Here is a 15,959-nt window from a genome sequence, read left to right on the forward strand (position 1 = left end):
TTATGAAAGCAGTAGTAAAAACTAATAGATCACGAGGTATTGAAATAAAAGATGTAGAATTGCCTACTTTAAAAGAGAATGATGTACTAGTACAAGTGCTAGCTGCCAGTATTTGTGGAAGTGACCTTCATATGCACGAAGGGATGAATGCGTATGAATGGGTATCTACCCCTGTCACACTAGGACATGAATTTGCTGGAGTGGTAGTGGAAGTGGGTCATAAGAATCACGCTCATTTGATTGGAAAAGATGTAGTCATTAATCCGTATATTCCTTGTGGTCATTGTGAGAATTGTTTGAAAGGGCAAACGAATCTATGTGACCATGGCAAAGGTTCCATGAGTAAAGTGCCGGCAGAATCATTACGATACGGTTTTAGAGAAAATGGTGGAATGGCAGAGTATGCTTCTATCGATTATCGGAATGTACTCCCGCTTCCCGAGGAAGTTACTATTGAAGTGGCAGGTATGCTAGAAGCAATTGGAATTGGTGTGCGCGCAATTGAAAGGGCGAACATTCTGCCGGGTGAAACAGCAGTTGTTATTGGACCTGGACCCATTGGATTATCAATGGTTGCCTCCCTATCAAACTATGGATTTAAACAATTGATTGTCACTGGATTAACAAAGGACAAAGACCGTTTGGCATTAGCATTAGAGCTAGGTGCTACTGATATAGTGTATGTTGATGATGAAAACTTATTAGAGGCAATTGCTCATAAGACGAACGGAAATGGCGTAGATCATGTTTTTGAAACGAGTGGGTTTAATGGTTCGCTGACAGATGCTGTGAGAATATGCAAAAAAGGTGGGGAAGTCCTACTTATTGGGATTAGCCCGCAAGAAAGTACCATAGCTACTAGTGAAATTGTACGTGGTGAGATTGATATAAAAGGAATATATGGAGTGACAGAACAAACGATGAAGCGTGCGATTGCCATGGCAGCATCAGGAAAGTATCCATATGAAAAACTTATTACACATACGTATGCTTTGGAAGAGGCAGAAGCAGGATTTAATGCAGGCATAAGAAAAGAAGCGGTAAAGGTAATATTAAAGCCATCAGGAGAATGAGCTTATATAAGATGGCAAATGCAAACGAACAATCTCTAAACTTGGGTTGTTCGTTTTTTTTTTGAGTTAGTGATTATTTCATTAGGAATTTTCGGTAAAATCTTACGCTATCAATAAAATATAGGTTTTATCATTTTATCGTCTTATTTCGTATGGTTATGCCCACCCTATAGAGAATTGATTGTATGAGTTGATAGATTATTCAGAAAGAATCCTGCTATAATGTAAAGAATCTATAAATACTGGAGAACTGTATGAAAAAGTTATTAAAAGTTCCTATAAAAATTAAGATTCTCGTCCTTATAGTCATTTTAATTATTTCTATTATTGTTTTGTTATCTGCGATGTATATCGTGATGAAATTAAATGATGATATGGCTAAGGCTGAAGAGTTAACAATGCAGACAGCAAAGACCGTTTCTTATATGCCGGCATTACATGACTTTTACAACCCTTATAAACTAGTAAATACTTTAGGAAATGTAGTAAATCAAGTAAAAAAGATAGACAATATGGAAGTGTTTTTTCAAAAACGCAATGGCATGATTATCGCCTCGACTGATGATGAATCTACTTTTGGAGAATTAACAATAGAAGAGCATGAAAAAGCACTTATTTATGGAAGCTCTTATGTGATGCAAACAGTAGAAGAAGATAAAAAAGTGATTAAGGCCGTTGCCCCTATAATGGTCAATTATGGTGAATATAAAAAAGTAGAGGGAGCAGTCATTGTCCTTTTTGAAGTGAACCAATTATATGAAGCCATTTGGGAGGATATTAGAGAAATACTTAAAGTATCTGTGATAATCTTGTTTCTTGGCATCTTTGCCGGCTATTCATTGACTAATAGTATTAGGAAAGACACATTAAATTTAGAACCTTATGAAATTGCTGCCATGTTCAGAGAGAGAAACGCTATACTCCATTCAGTGAAGGAAGGGATCCTTTCTATTGATGAAAAAGGGATGATTACGATGGTCAATACTTCCGCTGCTCAGCTATTGACATTAGAGAGTGGAGTAGAAGGGAGATTAGTAGAGGAAGTCATTTCTTCAGAGGTAATGATTGAAGGACTGAAGAGTTGTAAGAAACAAGTAAATGTTGAAATACAAATTGATGAGAAAGCCATTATCATGAATACACAACCAATTATAGAAGCTGGGAAGAGAATAGGTACAGTAGCTAGCCTCCGAGATCGTACTGAAATTAAACGAATGATAGATGCCATATCTGAAGTGAAACAGTACTCTGATGATTTACGAGCACAATCACATGAATTTACGAATAAGTTATATGCCATCTTAGGCTTACTTCAATTAGATAAAAAGGAGAAAGCGATTGAATTCATAAACAGCGAAGCAACATTATTAAAAAAAGAAGAAAAAATCATTTTTACAAAAATAAAGGATGAACGCGTGCAAGCGATATTATTAGGAAAATTAGCACAAGCTTCCGAAAAGAAAATAGACTTTGTAATAGATAAAGAGAGTTCTTTAGAAGGGTTACCAGATAACCTCAACTTATCGTCACTTATCATTATTCTAGGAAACTTAATTAGTAATGCTTTCGATGCAGTAAAAGAGAATGCGCCCAAGGAAGTGAAATTTTTTGTTACCGATATTGGAGACGAGGTTATTTTTGAAATCCAAGATAATGGAACAGGAATTGCTGAAGAAATGACACAACAACTATTCGAGAAGGGACAATCATCTAAAGGGAAAAATCGTGGTTACGGGCTCTTTAATGTTCAAGTAGAGATAGAATCTCTAAATGGTGTGATTGAATATAGCAGTGATGAGCATAAGGGTACAATCTTTACTGTATATTTACCAAAGAAAGAGGGGAGTAAAAATGGGAATCATTAATGTAGCAATAGCCGAAGATGATTATCGGATTGCGCAACTTCATGAAGAGTATATAACTAGAATAGATGGGATGAAGGTAATTGGAACAGGTTTAAATGCTCATGCAATGATGGAACTGTTACAACAGCATCCAGTTGATTTATTACTTATGGATATATATATGCCGGATCGTTTAGGAATTGATCTATTAGAGGAAATAAGGGAGAAGTATCCTCTTGTAGATATTATTTTAATTACAGCAGCGAATGAGAAAGATTATTTATTGAAAGCACTAAAATATGGAGTAATCTCTTACTTAATTAAACCGGTTTCATTGGATGTATTTATTGCAACCTTAGAAAGGTACAAAGAAGAAAAGGGGAAATTCGCTTCTGTCACTGAAGTCAATCAACAGGTTGCTGATTATTTCTTTGGTCGCACGCAAACAGACATATTACATAAACAAACCGGTTTACCAGCTGGAATTGATCACGTTACGCTTGAGAAAGTGCGCTCCATTCTACAAAAGGGAGGAACAGGTTTAACAGCTGACAAGGTCGGAGAGAAAATGGGAGCATCTCGTACAACAGCCCGCCGCTACTTAGAATATTTAGTTAGTATAAACAAAGCTTATGTGGAACAAGTATATGGAGTGGTGGGGAGACCCGAGAGGAACTATTTTTATCGTTGAAAAACTGGTCGTAAAGGGACCGGTTTTTTTATGTATAAGAGGGAAAACATACGTCGGTGAATGGTATGTCGTATTGCCACTTATAGTTATTGTGAAATAAAGCACAAATGAACACAATGAATTTAATTAATTTTAAGTTTTTAATAGACAATTTTTAGAAAACGTTTACATTTATTTATTCAGAATTTAATATTAACTCAGAATTTAACAAAATAAGGGGAGTGGATATAGTGAAAAAGCTGGTAGTTTTCGTTCTAGCTGTTCTTATATTGACAGCGTGTTCTTCCAATTCAACTTCAGGAAATGGGGAATATCCAACAAAAAATATAGAAGTAGTTGCTCCTGCCTCACCTGGTGGCGGATGGGATTTAACAGCTCGATCTGTGCAAAAAATTCTTAAGGATAATAACCTGGTGGATAATAACATTAATGTCATTAATAAGCCAGGTGGCGGTGGTGAAGTTGGATGGAGCTATTTACATACGAAGGATAGTCATTATCTTGCGGTAAACTCTAGTCTGCTATTAACCAATCATTTCTTAGGACAAAGTAAGTTAACTTATGAGGATTTTACACCTCTTGCGACCTTAGCAACCGAATGGCAGGCCATTGCTGTATCAGTAGATGCTCCATATGAAAATATAAATGACTTGTTTGAAGATATTAAGAATGATCCAGCATCTATAAAAATTGGCGTAGGACCAGGACTAGGCAATGATGATCATCTATCATTTGTGCAAGCGGCAGGAATGAGGGATGTCGCAGCAAAAGATTTGAATTTCCTCGTCTATGATGGCGGTGGTGGGGACGTAGTGACAGCCCTTTTAGGAAATCATGTAAACGCGGTCACGACTTCATTATCAGAAGTTAAGGAACAACATATAGCTGGCAAGCTAAAGATTTTAGCGGTGTCTTCGGAAGATAGATTAGAAGAATTAGAAGATGTACCTACATTAAAAGAAGAAGGTATTGACATGGTTTTCCCCCATTGGCGAGGTATTATGGGGCCACCAGATATGACAGAAGAAGAAATCAAATATTGGGATGAAAAATTGGGAGAGATGGTTAAGAGTGAAGAATGGGCTGAACTTTTAACAAATAATGATTGGGATAATTTTTACCAGAATAGTAGTGATACGAAAGCGTTTTTCGATGAACAAGCAGAATTATATAAGGATTTAATTGGCGAATCAGGGCTGGTTCAGTAAGGGAGGATTTGTTAAGTGAGAATCATCAAAATAGGTTTACCCATATTAATGATAGCCGTTAGTTTAGTTTTTCTAATTAGCTCATTTCAGATTCCAAAAGCTACATTAGGTAGTGCCAATGGGCCTCTATATTTTCCTATTGGCATCAGTGCACTGATGCTTATCCTAAGTGTTATTTATCTGGTGAATGAGCTGAGAAATATCCATGAAAAAGAAGAGAAACTGACAGATGTCTTTAGTAAGAGGGCCATACAGTTAATTGTTGTCACGATCATCCTCGGTATCATTTATGCCTTGACATTTGAAACACTAGGATTTTTAATTTCAACGATTTTATTCTTAGGTGTCTTATTATTTTATCTGAATGGTTGGAGAAAATGGCTCGTTAACGTCATCGTTACTGTGAGTTTTTCCTTCATTACTTGGTACGGATTTAGTCAACTATTAGGTGTAAGTTTGCCATAGAAAAGGAGGGAATCATATGGAGGGTTTTGTAGAAGGATTGATGACAGCCATACAACCAATTAATATTATTTGGATTGTAATAGGAGGATTCTTGGGGACAGTTGTTGGTATGTTACCAGGGTTAGGTCCAGCCACGGCTGTTGCGGTTTTAATCCCAGTTACTTTTGGAATGGACCCAACAAGTGCCATTATATTAATGGCTGCCATTTATTATGGTGCGATGTACGGCGGATCTAGAAGCTCTATATTATTAAATACACCTGGCGATGGTTCGGCAATTGCTGCCACCTTTGATGGTTATCCGATGGCAAAGAAAGGGCAAGCTGGTCAAGCAATGGCCATATCAGCAGTAGCTTCTTTTATCGGGGGGATATTAGCCACCTTTGGATTTATTGCCTTAGCTAAGCCGTTAGCAAGCTTTGCCTTGCAGTTCGGTCCATCGGAATATTTTTTACTTATGCTATTAACCCTCTCAGCTATTGTTTCGCTATCAACAGGAAAAATGATCAAAGGTTTTATAGCAATGTGCTTAGGGTTATTATTAAGTACAATTGGCATTGATCCGCAAACCGGTGTTCATCGTTTTACCCTTGGGATGCCACATTTAGCAGAAGGTATTGATTTTCTAATTGTCATCATTGGAATCTATGCGGTAGGTGAGGTATTTTATAATTTCTTAACGATTTATAAAGAAAAGAAAAAGCAAAAAGAAAATCAAGACATGGGTAAAACATGGTTCACCAAAGAGCAATGGAAACGTTCTAAATGGCCCATTCTCAGGAGTGCACCTCTTGGATTTATTGTTGGTGTACTTCCGGGAGCGGGGGGAACCATTGCATCAATGATTAGCTATTCTACTGAGAAGCAGTTATCTAAAAAACCAGAGGAATTTGGTAAAGGAGCTGTAGAAGGTTTAGCAGCACCAGAATCGGCAAATAACTCTGCCTCAGTTGGGGCGATGATTCCGTTATTAACAATGGGGATTCCAGGTTCAGGAACCACTGCTGTTATGCTCGGCGCATTAATCATGCTCGGCGTTAGACCTGGTCCGATGCTTTTTGAAAATGATCCGGTTATGGTTTGGGGACTTATTAACAGTATGTTTATCGGTAATATTGCTTTAGTGATTATTAATGTACTATTAGTTGGGTTACTCGTAAAGGTCCTTCACACGCCAGCTAAAGTACTGTATCCGCTTATCATTATGTTGGCTTTTATCGGTACTTACACGTTGAGTTATTCTACAGTTGACTTTTACTTATTATTGTTATTCGGTCTCATTGGTTTAGTTATGAAAGTGTTAGATTTTCCTATTGCTCCATTAGTTCTAGCGCTAATTGTGGGAACAGATATGGAACAAAATTTCCGTATGGCTCTGACATCATCTAATGGAAGTCTAAGTATTTTCTTTTCTTCTGGGATTTCTATTATTTTGATGATTCTTACAGTATTATCTTTATGCTATCCACTTATTTTGAAGTTGATTAAAAATAGAAAAAGAAAAGAAGACCAAACAATATCAGGTTAAATAACAGCTCGTCATTGATGGCGAGCTTTTTATTTGCCTATAATGTTGTATAGATACTTCCTGTAAAAAGAAAATAAAAAGCCTAGAGAATCACTGGATAAAAGGAGGAAGAAAACATGTATCAATTAAAGACAAAAGAGACGGATGAAGACGTCATAATGTTTATCGAAAAAGTGGATTCAGTAAAGAAGCGGGAGGATGCTTATCAGTTATTAGATATCTTTATTGAAGCGACCGGTTATCAAGCGAAAATGTGGGGAACGAGTATTATCGGATTTGGAAAATATCATTACAAATACGAATCTGGGCATGCTGGAGAGGCTCCGTTAGTTGGTTTTTCACCGCGTAAAGCTAAAATAAGTCTTTACTTAGCTGCATGTGATCCTAATCGCCTAAACATATTGAATGATTTTGGTAAGTATACTACCGGAAAGTCATGTGTGTATATTAATAAAGTTGCTGACATTGATATAGAAATTTTAGCGCAACTAATTAATAGTTCAATCAGTTATTTACAGAAGAAATATCCTCTCTAAACTCGTTGCAATGGCTGGGAAGTCACTTCGATAAAAGGGGAAACTAGGGAAGTATTGATGCATAATTTCTTTCCTAGTCAACTTTATCAATATGCTGTTTGATAGTCGATCCAAATCAGTTACAACCAAAATGTTTCGCCGATTAATAATTTTTTTAGTTGATTGGCATCTAATTGTTGCTTTTCCCATTCAGCATCTAGTCTAGCAATAGCTTCTGGTCCGGTATCGTCTGCTAAATGATAAGTACCATAATGCATAGGGATAAAGGTAGCGCCATTTAATTCTATATATGCTTTCACTGCATCTTCTGGGTTAATGTGACTGACTTTCATAAACCATTCTGGTTCGTAGGCGCCAATGGGCATTAATACAGTTTTGAGGTTGAACTTTTCGGCGATCTCTTTAAACCCACGAAAGTAACCTGTATCACCGACAAAATAAATAGAGTGTGGCTCATTTTCTATTATCCAACCACCCCAATGAGATGTATTCGTATCCGTTAGTGATCTTTTCGTCCAATGTTGAGCGGGTACAAAAGAAAGGGACAACGAATTGAGTCTAAAAGAATCATACCAGTTCGCTTCAAATATATGCTGATATCCCCGTTTGCTAAAACTTTTCCCTAAACCAATTGGTACATAGAAAGTGGGGTCTCCTTTTAGTTTTTTAATTGATGGAAAATCTAAATGATCATAATGACCGTGAGAGATTAAGACAATATCGATATCTGGTAAATCAGATATAGAAATACCGGGAGCTGTTAATCGTTTACCGAGACCCATACGTTTTGCCCACACGGGATCAGTAACGATATTTAATCCATCTATTTGAATGAAAAAAGTAGAATGGCCAATCCATGTAATAGAAGCTTCTTTTCTATTTTTGTTTAATCGTATAATTTCTTTTGTTGGGGATTGCTCAATTTGGATAGTAAGATCTTTTTTATTTTGTCTTCGTTCTTTTTGCCAACGACGAAAATCATTGAATGATTTAGTGTTTTCTACATTATCTAGATTAATAAAACGTTTTTTGCCTGTCATTCTATTCCTCCAAACTTATCTTCCTTTAAAAACATCTGTTAGCAACCATTATATCTGTCTATTTTTTAATATCAAAGTTTTTGTATTCATTTAAACGTAGAAAATGCCCCGTCATTTTTAACTCATGAAAGTACATCTAAATTTAAGTTTTGTGGAGGGAAAAAAGATTTGATGAAAAAAAGATGCCAGTGGATTCTTTATGAGGTTCCTGCGTATTTAAATAAGATTAATTCTTATGAATGCAACTCTTGGTATGTAAATTCATTGTATTTCTTATAGTAGGCATAGGACAAAATCTCTTTACGTAACTTTTAGTATGTCTAGGTGAAAGGTGCGTGAGCCGCGCTGAAAAGAGTACAAGAAAACCAAGTCGTATTTTATTCGATAAAAGCATCAACGATTAAACGTTTCATTATTTTAGACTGTGTGACTGGCACAGCGTTTTATTATGCTATTAAAGCCATTTCGACTAGTATGATACTTGCACTTATTGGTTGTGTTGTTGGGACGGAAGGAATTAAAAAAGTGAAAAGAGAAACGGATAGGAAGCATTAGCGAATACTAATTGTCTTTTAACTTCTCCCTTTTTTCAATGCTAAATAGAGTAGTGAATTTCTATGTTATTCATTTCACTCAGAAAACAAAGTACTATTCCATTATTAAATAAGTTGGTTACACTATATGTATTAACTAAAAAGGGATGTATATCATGGATGAAAAAATCAACCGTAAATTAAAGAAGCCGATTTATAAACAAATTGCCGATGAAATAGAGAACGGAATCTCTGACGGTACTTTTCCAGCTGATAAAAATCTACCATCGGAAAGACAGTTAGCTAAAACTTTTCAAGTTAATAGAAGTACGATTGTTGCTGCTTATGATGAACTTGAATCAAAAGGATTAATTGAACGGAGAATCGGAAGTGGTACAGTCATAAGTAAAGATATTTGGGGCATGACAAAAAAGCGTATGCCAAGTTGGAACAGATATATTGAAGCAGGTTCGTTCTTACCTAATTTGCCGATTACGCAAAAAATTCGTAAGGAAATGGAAAAAAGAAAACTTATCAATATGGCGAGTGGTGAGTTGTCAGAAGATTTATATCCAACCGATATTTTAAGAGAAATTACGCAAATGCAAGCGTTTATTGGGAGACTAGGTTACGACCATCCTCAAGGTAGTGAAGCATTAAGATATACCATTATGAAACATGTGGAGAAATACAGAAATATTCAAACAACACCAGCTTCTATCCTTGTTACTTCTGGAGCACAACAAGCCCTGCATCTTGTTGTGCAATGCTTATTAAAACCTGGTGATGCTGTTGTAATTGAAGATCCTTCTTATCATTACAACTTACCCATTTTCAAATCAGCAGGCATTCAAGTCTTTACCCTATCAGCACTAAGCAATAGGGCTCTTTCTGCCGAGCTTCTTTCATTACATAAAAAACACCGGATTAGTATGATTTTTTTAAATCCAGCATTTCAAAATCCAACAGGGAGGCTGTTTAGGAAAGCGCAATTGCAAGAGATTTTGGATATATCTTCTGAATACGGGATCCCAGTGATTGAGGATGATCCATACAGCTTAATTGCTTTTAATAACAATCCTGTCTCTACATTGAAATCGATGGATCAAAACGGAAATGTATTGTATATCAGTTCGTTATCAAAATTAGTTGCTTCTGGTTTAAGGATTGGCTGGATTATCGGGCCGAACTCGGTAATAGAAAGATTATCGGATGCAAAGCAGCAGATTGATTTTGGTCATGCTAGCTATACACAATGGATTGCTAATGATTTTTTGGAGTCAAAGCATTTTCCTGTACATTTAGATAGGATCAAAACAGAACTAGTGCAAAGAAGAAATGAAGTAGTTGCTAGTTTAAAGAAATATTTAGGGGATCAGGTGGTGTTTACCATTCCTCAAGGTGGTATTCATATTTGGTGTGAAATAAACAGAGACGTTGATGAAATGAAGTTGTTAGAGAATGCTATTAAACAAGGGGTTATTTATTTTCCTGGAATGATGATGGGATCAAAGAAGTTATTTGTGCGGTTTACCTTTGGACGAGCAAATGAAGAACAAATAAGAACGGGTATCCAACGCTTTAGTGCTGCATTGGCACTTACTTAAATGAAGTGGATGGTAAAAAAATAGATGAATTGGCTGGTCATAAATATGCTCGTTTCAATTAAGATAAAGGAGAAAGCGAAATACATAAAAGAGGAGCATAAAAGATGATCATATTATACGGCGTAATTATATGCATCCTAATGATTGCGATTATTGCTACCCTATTGATTACGAATAGGAGTGATGATAATTATCAATCATCTTCAAGAAAAAATAATCTAAACTTAACAATGATTTATATAGTGGTGATTGCTTTGTCCATCATTGCTTTAGCTATATATATTGCTTATGACTAAAAGTTTTAGGAGGATCAAGGCATGACATGGACAATGGGTTTTGTATTAATACTAGGTATTTTAATCAAGATGATTACTAGCCCACCAAGTGCGGCTGTCGCATGGGTATTAAAAAAATTTGCCATCCATCAAGAAATAAATGAAAAAGAGATTACATTAGTATATGATAGCCAACTGATAGAGGGACAGGTTAAGGAGAAAGTAGTTACTATGTATAATGAAGCTAGTTTTTTGAAAAGAATTCATATTTATCCTGGTAATGAAGACTTATTTATGCCGCATAATCAAAAAACAGTTCCCTATCATATTTGTTATAGTAAAGGAAAGAAAAAGATACAATTATACCTTTATATTGAAGAAAAATATCTAACTGTTGTAAAACAAACGAAGAGGAAACTAATTGCCTATCAAATGTCTGCTAAGGAACAATATATTGAGTGTGAAGAAAATAGCATATACTCAAATAGTAAAATAGATAACATGTGATCCCCTAAAAAAATTATTCTAAAAATGAGGGCTACCTATTTATTGAAGCTATCCTTGTTTTATTTTTCCTATAAAGGGTAAATACAAAAGTAATAAGGAAGGTGGCTATAAAGATGAGTAGAGAATCTGTTAAAAAAGAGCAAAAGAAAAAAATAGAACAAGATCCTCATGTTGATCCATTACCACTTAAAGATATTGAACTAGAAGTAAAAGAGGAAAAAGTAGGCAAAAAACAAAAAAATAAATCGAGTTCATCATCGAAGAACGAACATGATTATAGTAGTAAATAAAATAGATATGAACACAAGGTTTCTCAAATTTTTTGAGGAGCCTTTTTTGAATGCTGAGGTTCTTCTTGATTTCATTAGATCGAGTTAGTGCTTAAGAAATGTGAAACAGCACATACTACATCTGTAAATATTGAAAATATGGAGGGAAAAGAGATGGAACAACAATCAAATATGGCAGAATCCATTCTTCAATTTAAAGAGGGTTTGGCTCATTTATCGCACACTTTACCAACATATGCAGAGAAATTTAACGAGTTTACAGAGGAATGTTTCAAAGAAGGTGCAGTTAGTGCCAAGCAAAAGCAGTTAATTGCACTAGGAATTAGTGTGCAAGCACAAGATGAATATTGCATCATCTTTCATACAAAAGGCTGTATCGATCAAGGGTGCACAGAACAAGAAATTATGGAAACCATTGCTGTTTCGTCAGCCTTTGGTGGCGGAGCGTCAATTAGTCAAGGGGTAACTTTAGTGCAAAGTTGTATCAATGAATTCAAACCGTTAAACTAGGAGTTGAAGTTGATGTCAAATGAAAAAGTAATGAAAAAAGCAAAAGAAATCATCAAGAATCATCCTATCGGTGTATTGGCAACGGTAGAATCAAATGCGCCACATATTCGTTATATGGCTTTTTATTGTGAAGATAGCGAGGGATTCACTCTTTATAGTGCGACAAAGAAAAATACAGAAAAGGTTGAAGAGATTGAGGAGAATGGACATACTTCTATTCTTTTAGGTTATACTGGTAAAGGTCTGAATGATGAATACATTGAAGTCAAGGGACAATGTCGAATTAGTGAAGATGAAGAGATAAAAAAGAAAATTTGGCAGGATTCTTTCTCTCGTTGGTTTGAAGGGCCTGAGGATCCAAACTATGTCATATTAGCCATTACCCCTCAAACCATTCGCTTTTTAAATAATGACCATCAGCAAACAGAAGAAGTAACTCTATAGAAAAGAGATCCCGTTTTATTTAGCGGGATTTTTTTTTCATTGAATAGAACGTATGTTTGTGTTACCTTTTAAAAAAGGAGTGATATATAGTGACTGCATTAAATATAGCAGAAAGAATGAAGGCGTTACACATACAAGGATTAACAATAACAATGATTAAAAATAAGAAAATCTTTCAAAGTGAATATGGAGTGCGTAATAAACACGACCAATTTCCTGTTATGGGAAATACGATGTTTAATGTGTGCTCTATAAGTAAATTGCTTACTACGGTCTTAGCTTGCAAACTAATAGATGAACAGCTCCTCCAACTAGATACACCAATAAATGAAGTGGTCACAACATGGACAATACCCTCTAATACACCCTCAACCACACTCACCCTTAGACAATTATTAAGTCACCAATCAGGTATCATTGATCCGCCAAATAGTTTTTTACCCTATCAAAAACGTTGGGGTTACCCTACAGTAGAACAACTTTTTCTTGGGAAAACTGAATATTGTCGAGAGCCTATTATCAGACAAGAGAATCAGGTGGGGAGATTTCATTATGCAGATGCTAATTTTTGCTTGATAGAGAAGTTAATAGAGGGAGTGACAGGTAAATCTTTCACACTATTAATGGAAGAGAAGATATTCCAGCCACTAGGTATGACGTGTAGTACCTATGAGATTACTTATGCGAAAAATATTTCTCAAGGACATGATAGGAACGGAGCAACAGTGAAAGAGAAATACCCACATTATCCTTATCCAGCTGCTTCAGGGTTATGGTCAACATCTCAAGACATTAGTATGCTGATGATTGAACTCATGAATGCAATCGTTGGTGATAGTAAGCTCGGCCTCTCACCCCTAACTATAAATGAAATGTTTACATCACAGGGTGAGTGTGAATGGTCAGGGCTTGGCTGCTTTTTAGGAAATACATCCAATGGATTTGAATTGAGTTCCCTTGGTTGGGGAGTAGGCTTTCAAAGTTTGCTTGCTCTATACCCGCAAAAGAAGGAAGGGATAATAATTTTGACGAATACTGAGCTTGGTATTCATCAAATGGATGGGCTCATCGGTGAAATTTATCGGGCATTTATAGGGAAAGAGTAAGAGAATAAATAAAAAACGTAATTTACCTCCAATAAATTTTCTAAGCATTAATCATAAGTAATTAATTTCGGAAAAGAACAAAAGAGCTCAGGGATAGAGTAACCTTCTTGGAATTTTTAGTGGTGATCATCTCGTGATGCTACTTTCTTTAATTAAAAAATAGCCCAAGTTGACAAGAATAATCACAACTTATTAGAGGGGGGAGTATGCGCATTATCGGATGCTAGAACTTTTAGTAGTAATTATTATATATTGGTAAATTTTTTGATATTATCAAAGATGTTTGTGCGTTTTTTAAAGCTAATAGCTTAAGGTAAAAAAAAATATAAAAAAAGAAAAATATACAATTGATGGCATTTTTTTCTTGTGTTACAATGTGTTGGTTGTGAAAGGAGAGAAACGAGATGAAAAGTAAACAAATTAAACAACTTGCTCTCGCATCATTGCGAGACAATTGGGGAAAGGGTGTATTGCTCTCATTCTTATATTTTCTAATTACGTTCATCCCCGAATTTATTATTGAAATACTATTAATTCCTTATCCTGAATGGGAGTATGCTGCAGGGTATAATTTAATTAGTATTGCAATTAGTATAATCTTAATTCCATTTGGTGTAAGTCTTTCATTGTCGTACATTACATTAATTAGAGAGTCTAAGCTTCCAGTGGAGGAATTATTTACAGGCTTTAAGTATTTGAGTTTCTTAAGAGCTTTGGGATTAACGATTTTACAAAGCATTTATATTTTCTTATGGTTCTTATTATTGATTATCCCAGGCATCATTAAGTCGCTTTCGTATTCTCAAGCGATGTATATTTTACGCGACCGCCCAGAATTATCTGTGAACAAAGCGATAACTGAAAGTCGAAAAATGATGAAGGGTCATAAGTGGAGATATTTTTGTTTGAACTTAAGCTTCATCGGTTGGGCTTTTCTATGTATCTTAACGCTTGGAATTGGGTTTCTTTGGCTTGGCCCATACTTTTTAACAGCGCATGCACACTTTTATGAAGATTTAAGAGACCGAGAAGGTGCTGTTGCTGTGAAGGAAGCGATTATATAATTGTTTAGAAGACCTTCATCTGATAAAGATGTTGGTCTTTTTATCTTTATATAATGTCTTGTATATACCTAAGGTTTTCTTTTTAAATCAATAGGGAACACTTTTAATCTGGATTCAGTGAGTATCTAGCTTTCTTTTTTTTGTGTAGAAGATGCTTTATAATGAATGAAGCCAAAGATAAACAATTAAGACAGGTATTTAGTGTAATTGCTTTTTTCTTTACCTGTTTCTATTATTAATGGATAGATATGAGCAATGAAGAAGGAGTTGATCTTAGTGATCAAACAATCAATCCTACCAGCTATTCGTAATATGAAGGATTTCGAGAAAGTCATCTCTTCGCAATATGAGTATATGATTTTACTGGATTCTCACATTACACAAATAAAAAGTGTTGTAGCAACAGCTAAGAAGCATAATAAAAAAATCCTCATTCATATGGATATGATTGATGGTTTAAAGAATGATGAAAGTGGCACTTTATTCGTTTGCCAAGAAATTAAACCTGCTGGGATTATTTCGACCAAGAGACAAGCGATTATTACAGCCAAGAAAAAAGGGGTACTAGCCATTCAAAGGCTTTTCTCCATTGATACCCTGGCGTTAGAGAATGGACTAGAGTTGTTGAAGAATACAAAGCCAGATTATATTGAAGTGTTACCTGGCATTATTCCAGAAATCATTCGCGAAGTTCATGAGAAAACGGATATAAAAATAATTGCTGGTGGCTTGGTGAGGGAGAAATCAGAGATTGAATCAGCCCTCGAATCCGGTGCTATCTCTGTTTCAACATCTAACAGGGATCTATGGGAGCTATAATTAACTGCGATCTTTTTCTACTTACAGCAGGTTGGTAGAAAAGGATGGCTTTTTTTATTACTGCAAAAAGATTGCATTTTCTATTCGCTGAAGAAATATAATGACTTGGAAGGGCGCTCATCTTCAGTCAGATTTGTTTACTTATCGACTCGGATTGCTGTGAACATGGGGATAAGTATCTTACTTGTTGTTAAAAACCGATCGGTCTGGTGATTTTTCTTTACATGTCTCTTATCTTATTCTTCTAAAAAATTTAATTATTTATTTGCAATCGTTTTCATTTTATTATAATATGGTTCGTACAAGTTAATTTATTTTGTCGGAGATTTAGAGAGGCATGCGAAATAACGTTTGATCGTTATTTTCTTTCGCATGCCTCTTTTTGTTTTCTCTTGAAAGGGTAATGTAAAAAGTAGTTT

General features: G+C 35.4%; 17 protein-coding genes. 16 read left to right on the forward strand and 1 reads right to left on the reverse strand.

What is annotated here, in order from left to right; genetic code table 11:
* The first annotated feature begins 2 nt into the window (after positions 1 to 2).
* From MKX67_RS04640 to MKX67_RS04670, 7 genes are all read left to right on the forward strand, one after another.
* Complete coding sequence (locus tag MKX67_RS04640) at positions 3 to 1,073, forward strand: alcohol dehydrogenase catalytic domain-containing protein (RefSeq protein ID WP_322909922.1); 1,071 nt, start codon at positions 3 to 5, stop codon at positions 1,071 to 1,073.
* A gap of 254 nt (positions 1,074 to 1,327) precedes the next feature.
* Entirely contained in the window at positions 1,328 to 2,938 is a 1,611-nt protein-coding gene (locus tag MKX67_RS04645; RefSeq protein WP_095370439.1) for a sensor histidine kinase, read from the forward strand.
* On the forward strand, positions 2,931 to 3,608 hold the full coding sequence (locus MKX67_RS04650; RefSeq protein ID WP_095373527.1) for a response regulator: 678 nt from the start codon (positions 2,931 to 2,933) through the stop codon (positions 3,606 to 3,608). The genes MKX67_RS04645 and MKX67_RS04650 overlap by 8 nt, the downstream gene beginning before the upstream one ends.
* 230 nt (positions 3,609 to 3,838) lie before the next feature.
* Entirely contained in the window at positions 3,839 to 4,816 is a 978-nt protein-coding gene (locus MKX67_RS04655; RefSeq protein WP_322909923.1) for a tripartite tricarboxylate transporter substrate binding protein, read from the forward strand.
* A 15-nt stretch (positions 4,817 to 4,831) separates the two neighbouring features.
* Positions 4,832 to 5,281 carry a tripartite tricarboxylate transporter TctB family protein gene (locus MKX67_RS04660; protein ID WP_095370437.1) on the forward strand — a complete coding sequence of 150 codons (450 nt, stop codon included), beginning with the start codon at positions 4,832 to 4,834 and terminating at the stop codon, positions 5,279 to 5,281.
* Positions 5,282 to 5,297: 16 nt separating this feature from the next.
* Complete coding sequence (locus tag MKX67_RS04665; RefSeq protein ID WP_095370436.1) at positions 5,298 to 6,809, forward strand: tripartite tricarboxylate transporter permease; 1,512 nt, start codon at positions 5,298 to 5,300, stop codon at positions 6,807 to 6,809.
* 116 nt (positions 6,810 to 6,925) lie between these two features.
* Complete coding sequence (locus tag MKX67_RS04670; RefSeq protein WP_322909924.1) at positions 6,926 to 7,345, forward strand: DUF1801 domain-containing protein; 420 nt, start codon at positions 6,926 to 6,928, stop codon at positions 7,343 to 7,345.
* 119 nt (positions 7,346 to 7,464) lie between these two features.
* Here the strand turns inward: MKX67_RS04670 and MKX67_RS04675 are convergent, their stop codons facing one another.
* Entirely contained in the window at positions 7,465 to 8,385 is a 921-nt protein-coding gene (locus MKX67_RS04675; RefSeq protein WP_322909925.1) for an MBL fold metallo-hydrolase, read from the reverse strand.
* A 709-nt stretch (positions 8,386 to 9,094) separates the two neighbouring features.
* On the opposite strand from MKX67_RS04675, the gene MKX67_RS04680 reads away from it, so the two are divergent.
* The 9 genes from MKX67_RS04680 to MKX67_RS04720 all read left to right on the forward strand — a co-directional run bounded on the left by MKX67_RS04680 (position 9,095) and on the right by MKX67_RS04720 (position 15,540).
* Positions 9,095 to 10,525, forward strand: coding sequence for a PLP-dependent aminotransferase family protein (locus MKX67_RS04680; RefSeq protein WP_095370432.1), 1,431 nt, complete (start codon positions 9,095 to 9,097; stop codon positions 10,523 to 10,525).
* Between the two features lie 104 nt (positions 10,526 to 10,629).
* A complete protein-coding gene (locus MKX67_RS04685) occupies positions 10,630 to 10,821 on the forward strand; it encodes a hypothetical protein (protein WP_095370431.1) in 192 nt (63 codons plus the stop codon).
* A gap of 21 nt (positions 10,822 to 10,842) precedes the next feature.
* Positions 10,843 to 11,307: a YfmQ family protein gene (locus tag MKX67_RS04690; RefSeq protein ID WP_322909926.1), complete on the forward strand. Its 465-nt coding sequence runs from the start codon at positions 10,843 to 10,845 to the stop codon at positions 11,305 to 11,307.
* A 113-nt stretch (positions 11,308 to 11,420) separates the two neighbouring features.
* The gene (locus MKX67_RS04695; RefSeq protein WP_157733782.1) at positions 11,421 to 11,597 is read left to right on the forward strand and encodes a hypothetical protein; all 177 of its coding nucleotides are present in this window, start codon (positions 11,421 to 11,423) and stop codon (positions 11,595 to 11,597) included.
* A gap of 153 nt (positions 11,598 to 11,750) precedes the next feature.
* Positions 11,751 to 12,107 (forward strand): carboxymuconolactone decarboxylase family protein, encoded by a 357-nt coding sequence (locus tag MKX67_RS04700; RefSeq protein WP_095370429.1) that lies wholly within the window; start codon positions 11,751 to 11,753, stop codon positions 12,105 to 12,107.
* A 12-nt stretch (positions 12,108 to 12,119) separates the two neighbouring features.
* Positions 12,120 to 12,551, forward strand: coding sequence for a pyridoxamine 5'-phosphate oxidase family protein (locus MKX67_RS04705; protein WP_095370428.1), 432 nt, complete (start codon positions 12,120 to 12,122; stop codon positions 12,549 to 12,551).
* 89 nt (positions 12,552 to 12,640) lie between these two features.
* Positions 12,641 to 13,657, forward strand: a complete 1,017-nt coding sequence (locus MKX67_RS04710; protein WP_307319039.1) for a serine hydrolase domain-containing protein — start codon at positions 12,641 to 12,643, stop codon at positions 13,655 to 13,657.
* Between the two features lie 404 nt (positions 13,658 to 14,061).
* Entirely contained in the window at positions 14,062 to 14,721 is a 660-nt protein-coding gene (locus MKX67_RS04715) for a DUF975 family protein (RefSeq protein ID WP_095370425.1), read from the forward strand.
* A gap of 276 nt (positions 14,722 to 14,997) precedes the next feature.
* Complete coding sequence (locus MKX67_RS04720; protein ID WP_307319033.1) at positions 14,998 to 15,540, forward strand: glycerol-3-phosphate responsive antiterminator; 543 nt, start codon at positions 14,998 to 15,000, stop codon at positions 15,538 to 15,540.
* The last annotated feature ends 419 nt before the right edge of the window (positions 15,541 to 15,959 follow it).

This window comes from Cytobacillus sp. FSL W7-1323, from assembly GCF_038595015.1.
GTDB lineage: Bacteria > Bacillota > Bacilli > Bacillales > Cytobacillaceae > Cytobacillus > Cytobacillus kochii.

What these genes read in the sequence shown, in the direction of transcription:
- MKX67_RS04670 (WP_322909924.1), top strand. Translation starts at nt 6,926, where the DNA reads ATGTATCAATTAAAGACAAAAGAGACGGATGAAGACGTCATAATGTTT.
- MKX67_RS04665 (WP_095370436.1), top strand. Translation starts at nt 5,298, where the DNA reads ATGGAGGGTTTTGTAGAAGGATTGATGACAGCCATACAACCAATTAAT.
- MKX67_RS04645 (WP_095370439.1), top strand. Translation starts at nt 1,328, where the DNA reads ATGAAAAAGTTATTAAAAGTTCCTATAAAAATTAAGATTCTCGTCCTT.
- MKX67_RS04675 (WP_322909925.1), bottom strand. Translation starts at nt 8,385, where the DNA reads ATGACAGGCAAAAAACGTTTTATTAATCTAGATAATGTAGAAAACACT.
- MKX67_RS04680 (WP_095370432.1), top strand. Translation starts at nt 9,095, where the DNA reads ATGGATGAAAAAATCAACCGTAAATTAAAGAAGCCGATTTATAAACAA.
- MKX67_RS04685 (WP_095370431.1), top strand. Translation starts at nt 10,630, where the DNA reads ATGATCATATTATACGGCGTAATTATATGCATCCTAATGATTGCGATT.
- MKX67_RS04700 (WP_095370429.1), top strand. Translation starts at nt 11,751, where the DNA reads ATGGAACAACAATCAAATATGGCAGAATCCATTCTTCAATTTAAAGAG.
- MKX67_RS04705 (WP_095370428.1), top strand. Translation starts at nt 12,120, where the DNA reads ATGTCAAATGAAAAAGTAATGAAAAAAGCAAAAGAAATCATCAAGAAT.
- MKX67_RS04695 (WP_157733782.1), top strand. Translation starts at nt 11,421, where the DNA reads ATGAGTAGAGAATCTGTTAAAAAAGAGCAAAAGAAAAAAATAGAACAA.
- MKX67_RS04715 (WP_095370425.1), top strand. Translation starts at nt 14,062, where the DNA reads ATGAAAAGTAAACAAATTAAACAACTTGCTCTCGCATCATTGCGAGAC.
- MKX67_RS04690 (WP_322909926.1), top strand. Translation starts at nt 10,843, where the DNA reads ATGACATGGACAATGGGTTTTGTATTAATACTAGGTATTTTAATCAAG.
- MKX67_RS04640 (WP_322909922.1), top strand. Translation starts at nt 3, where the DNA reads ATGAAAGCAGTAGTAAAAACTAATAGATCACGAGGTATTGAAATAAAA.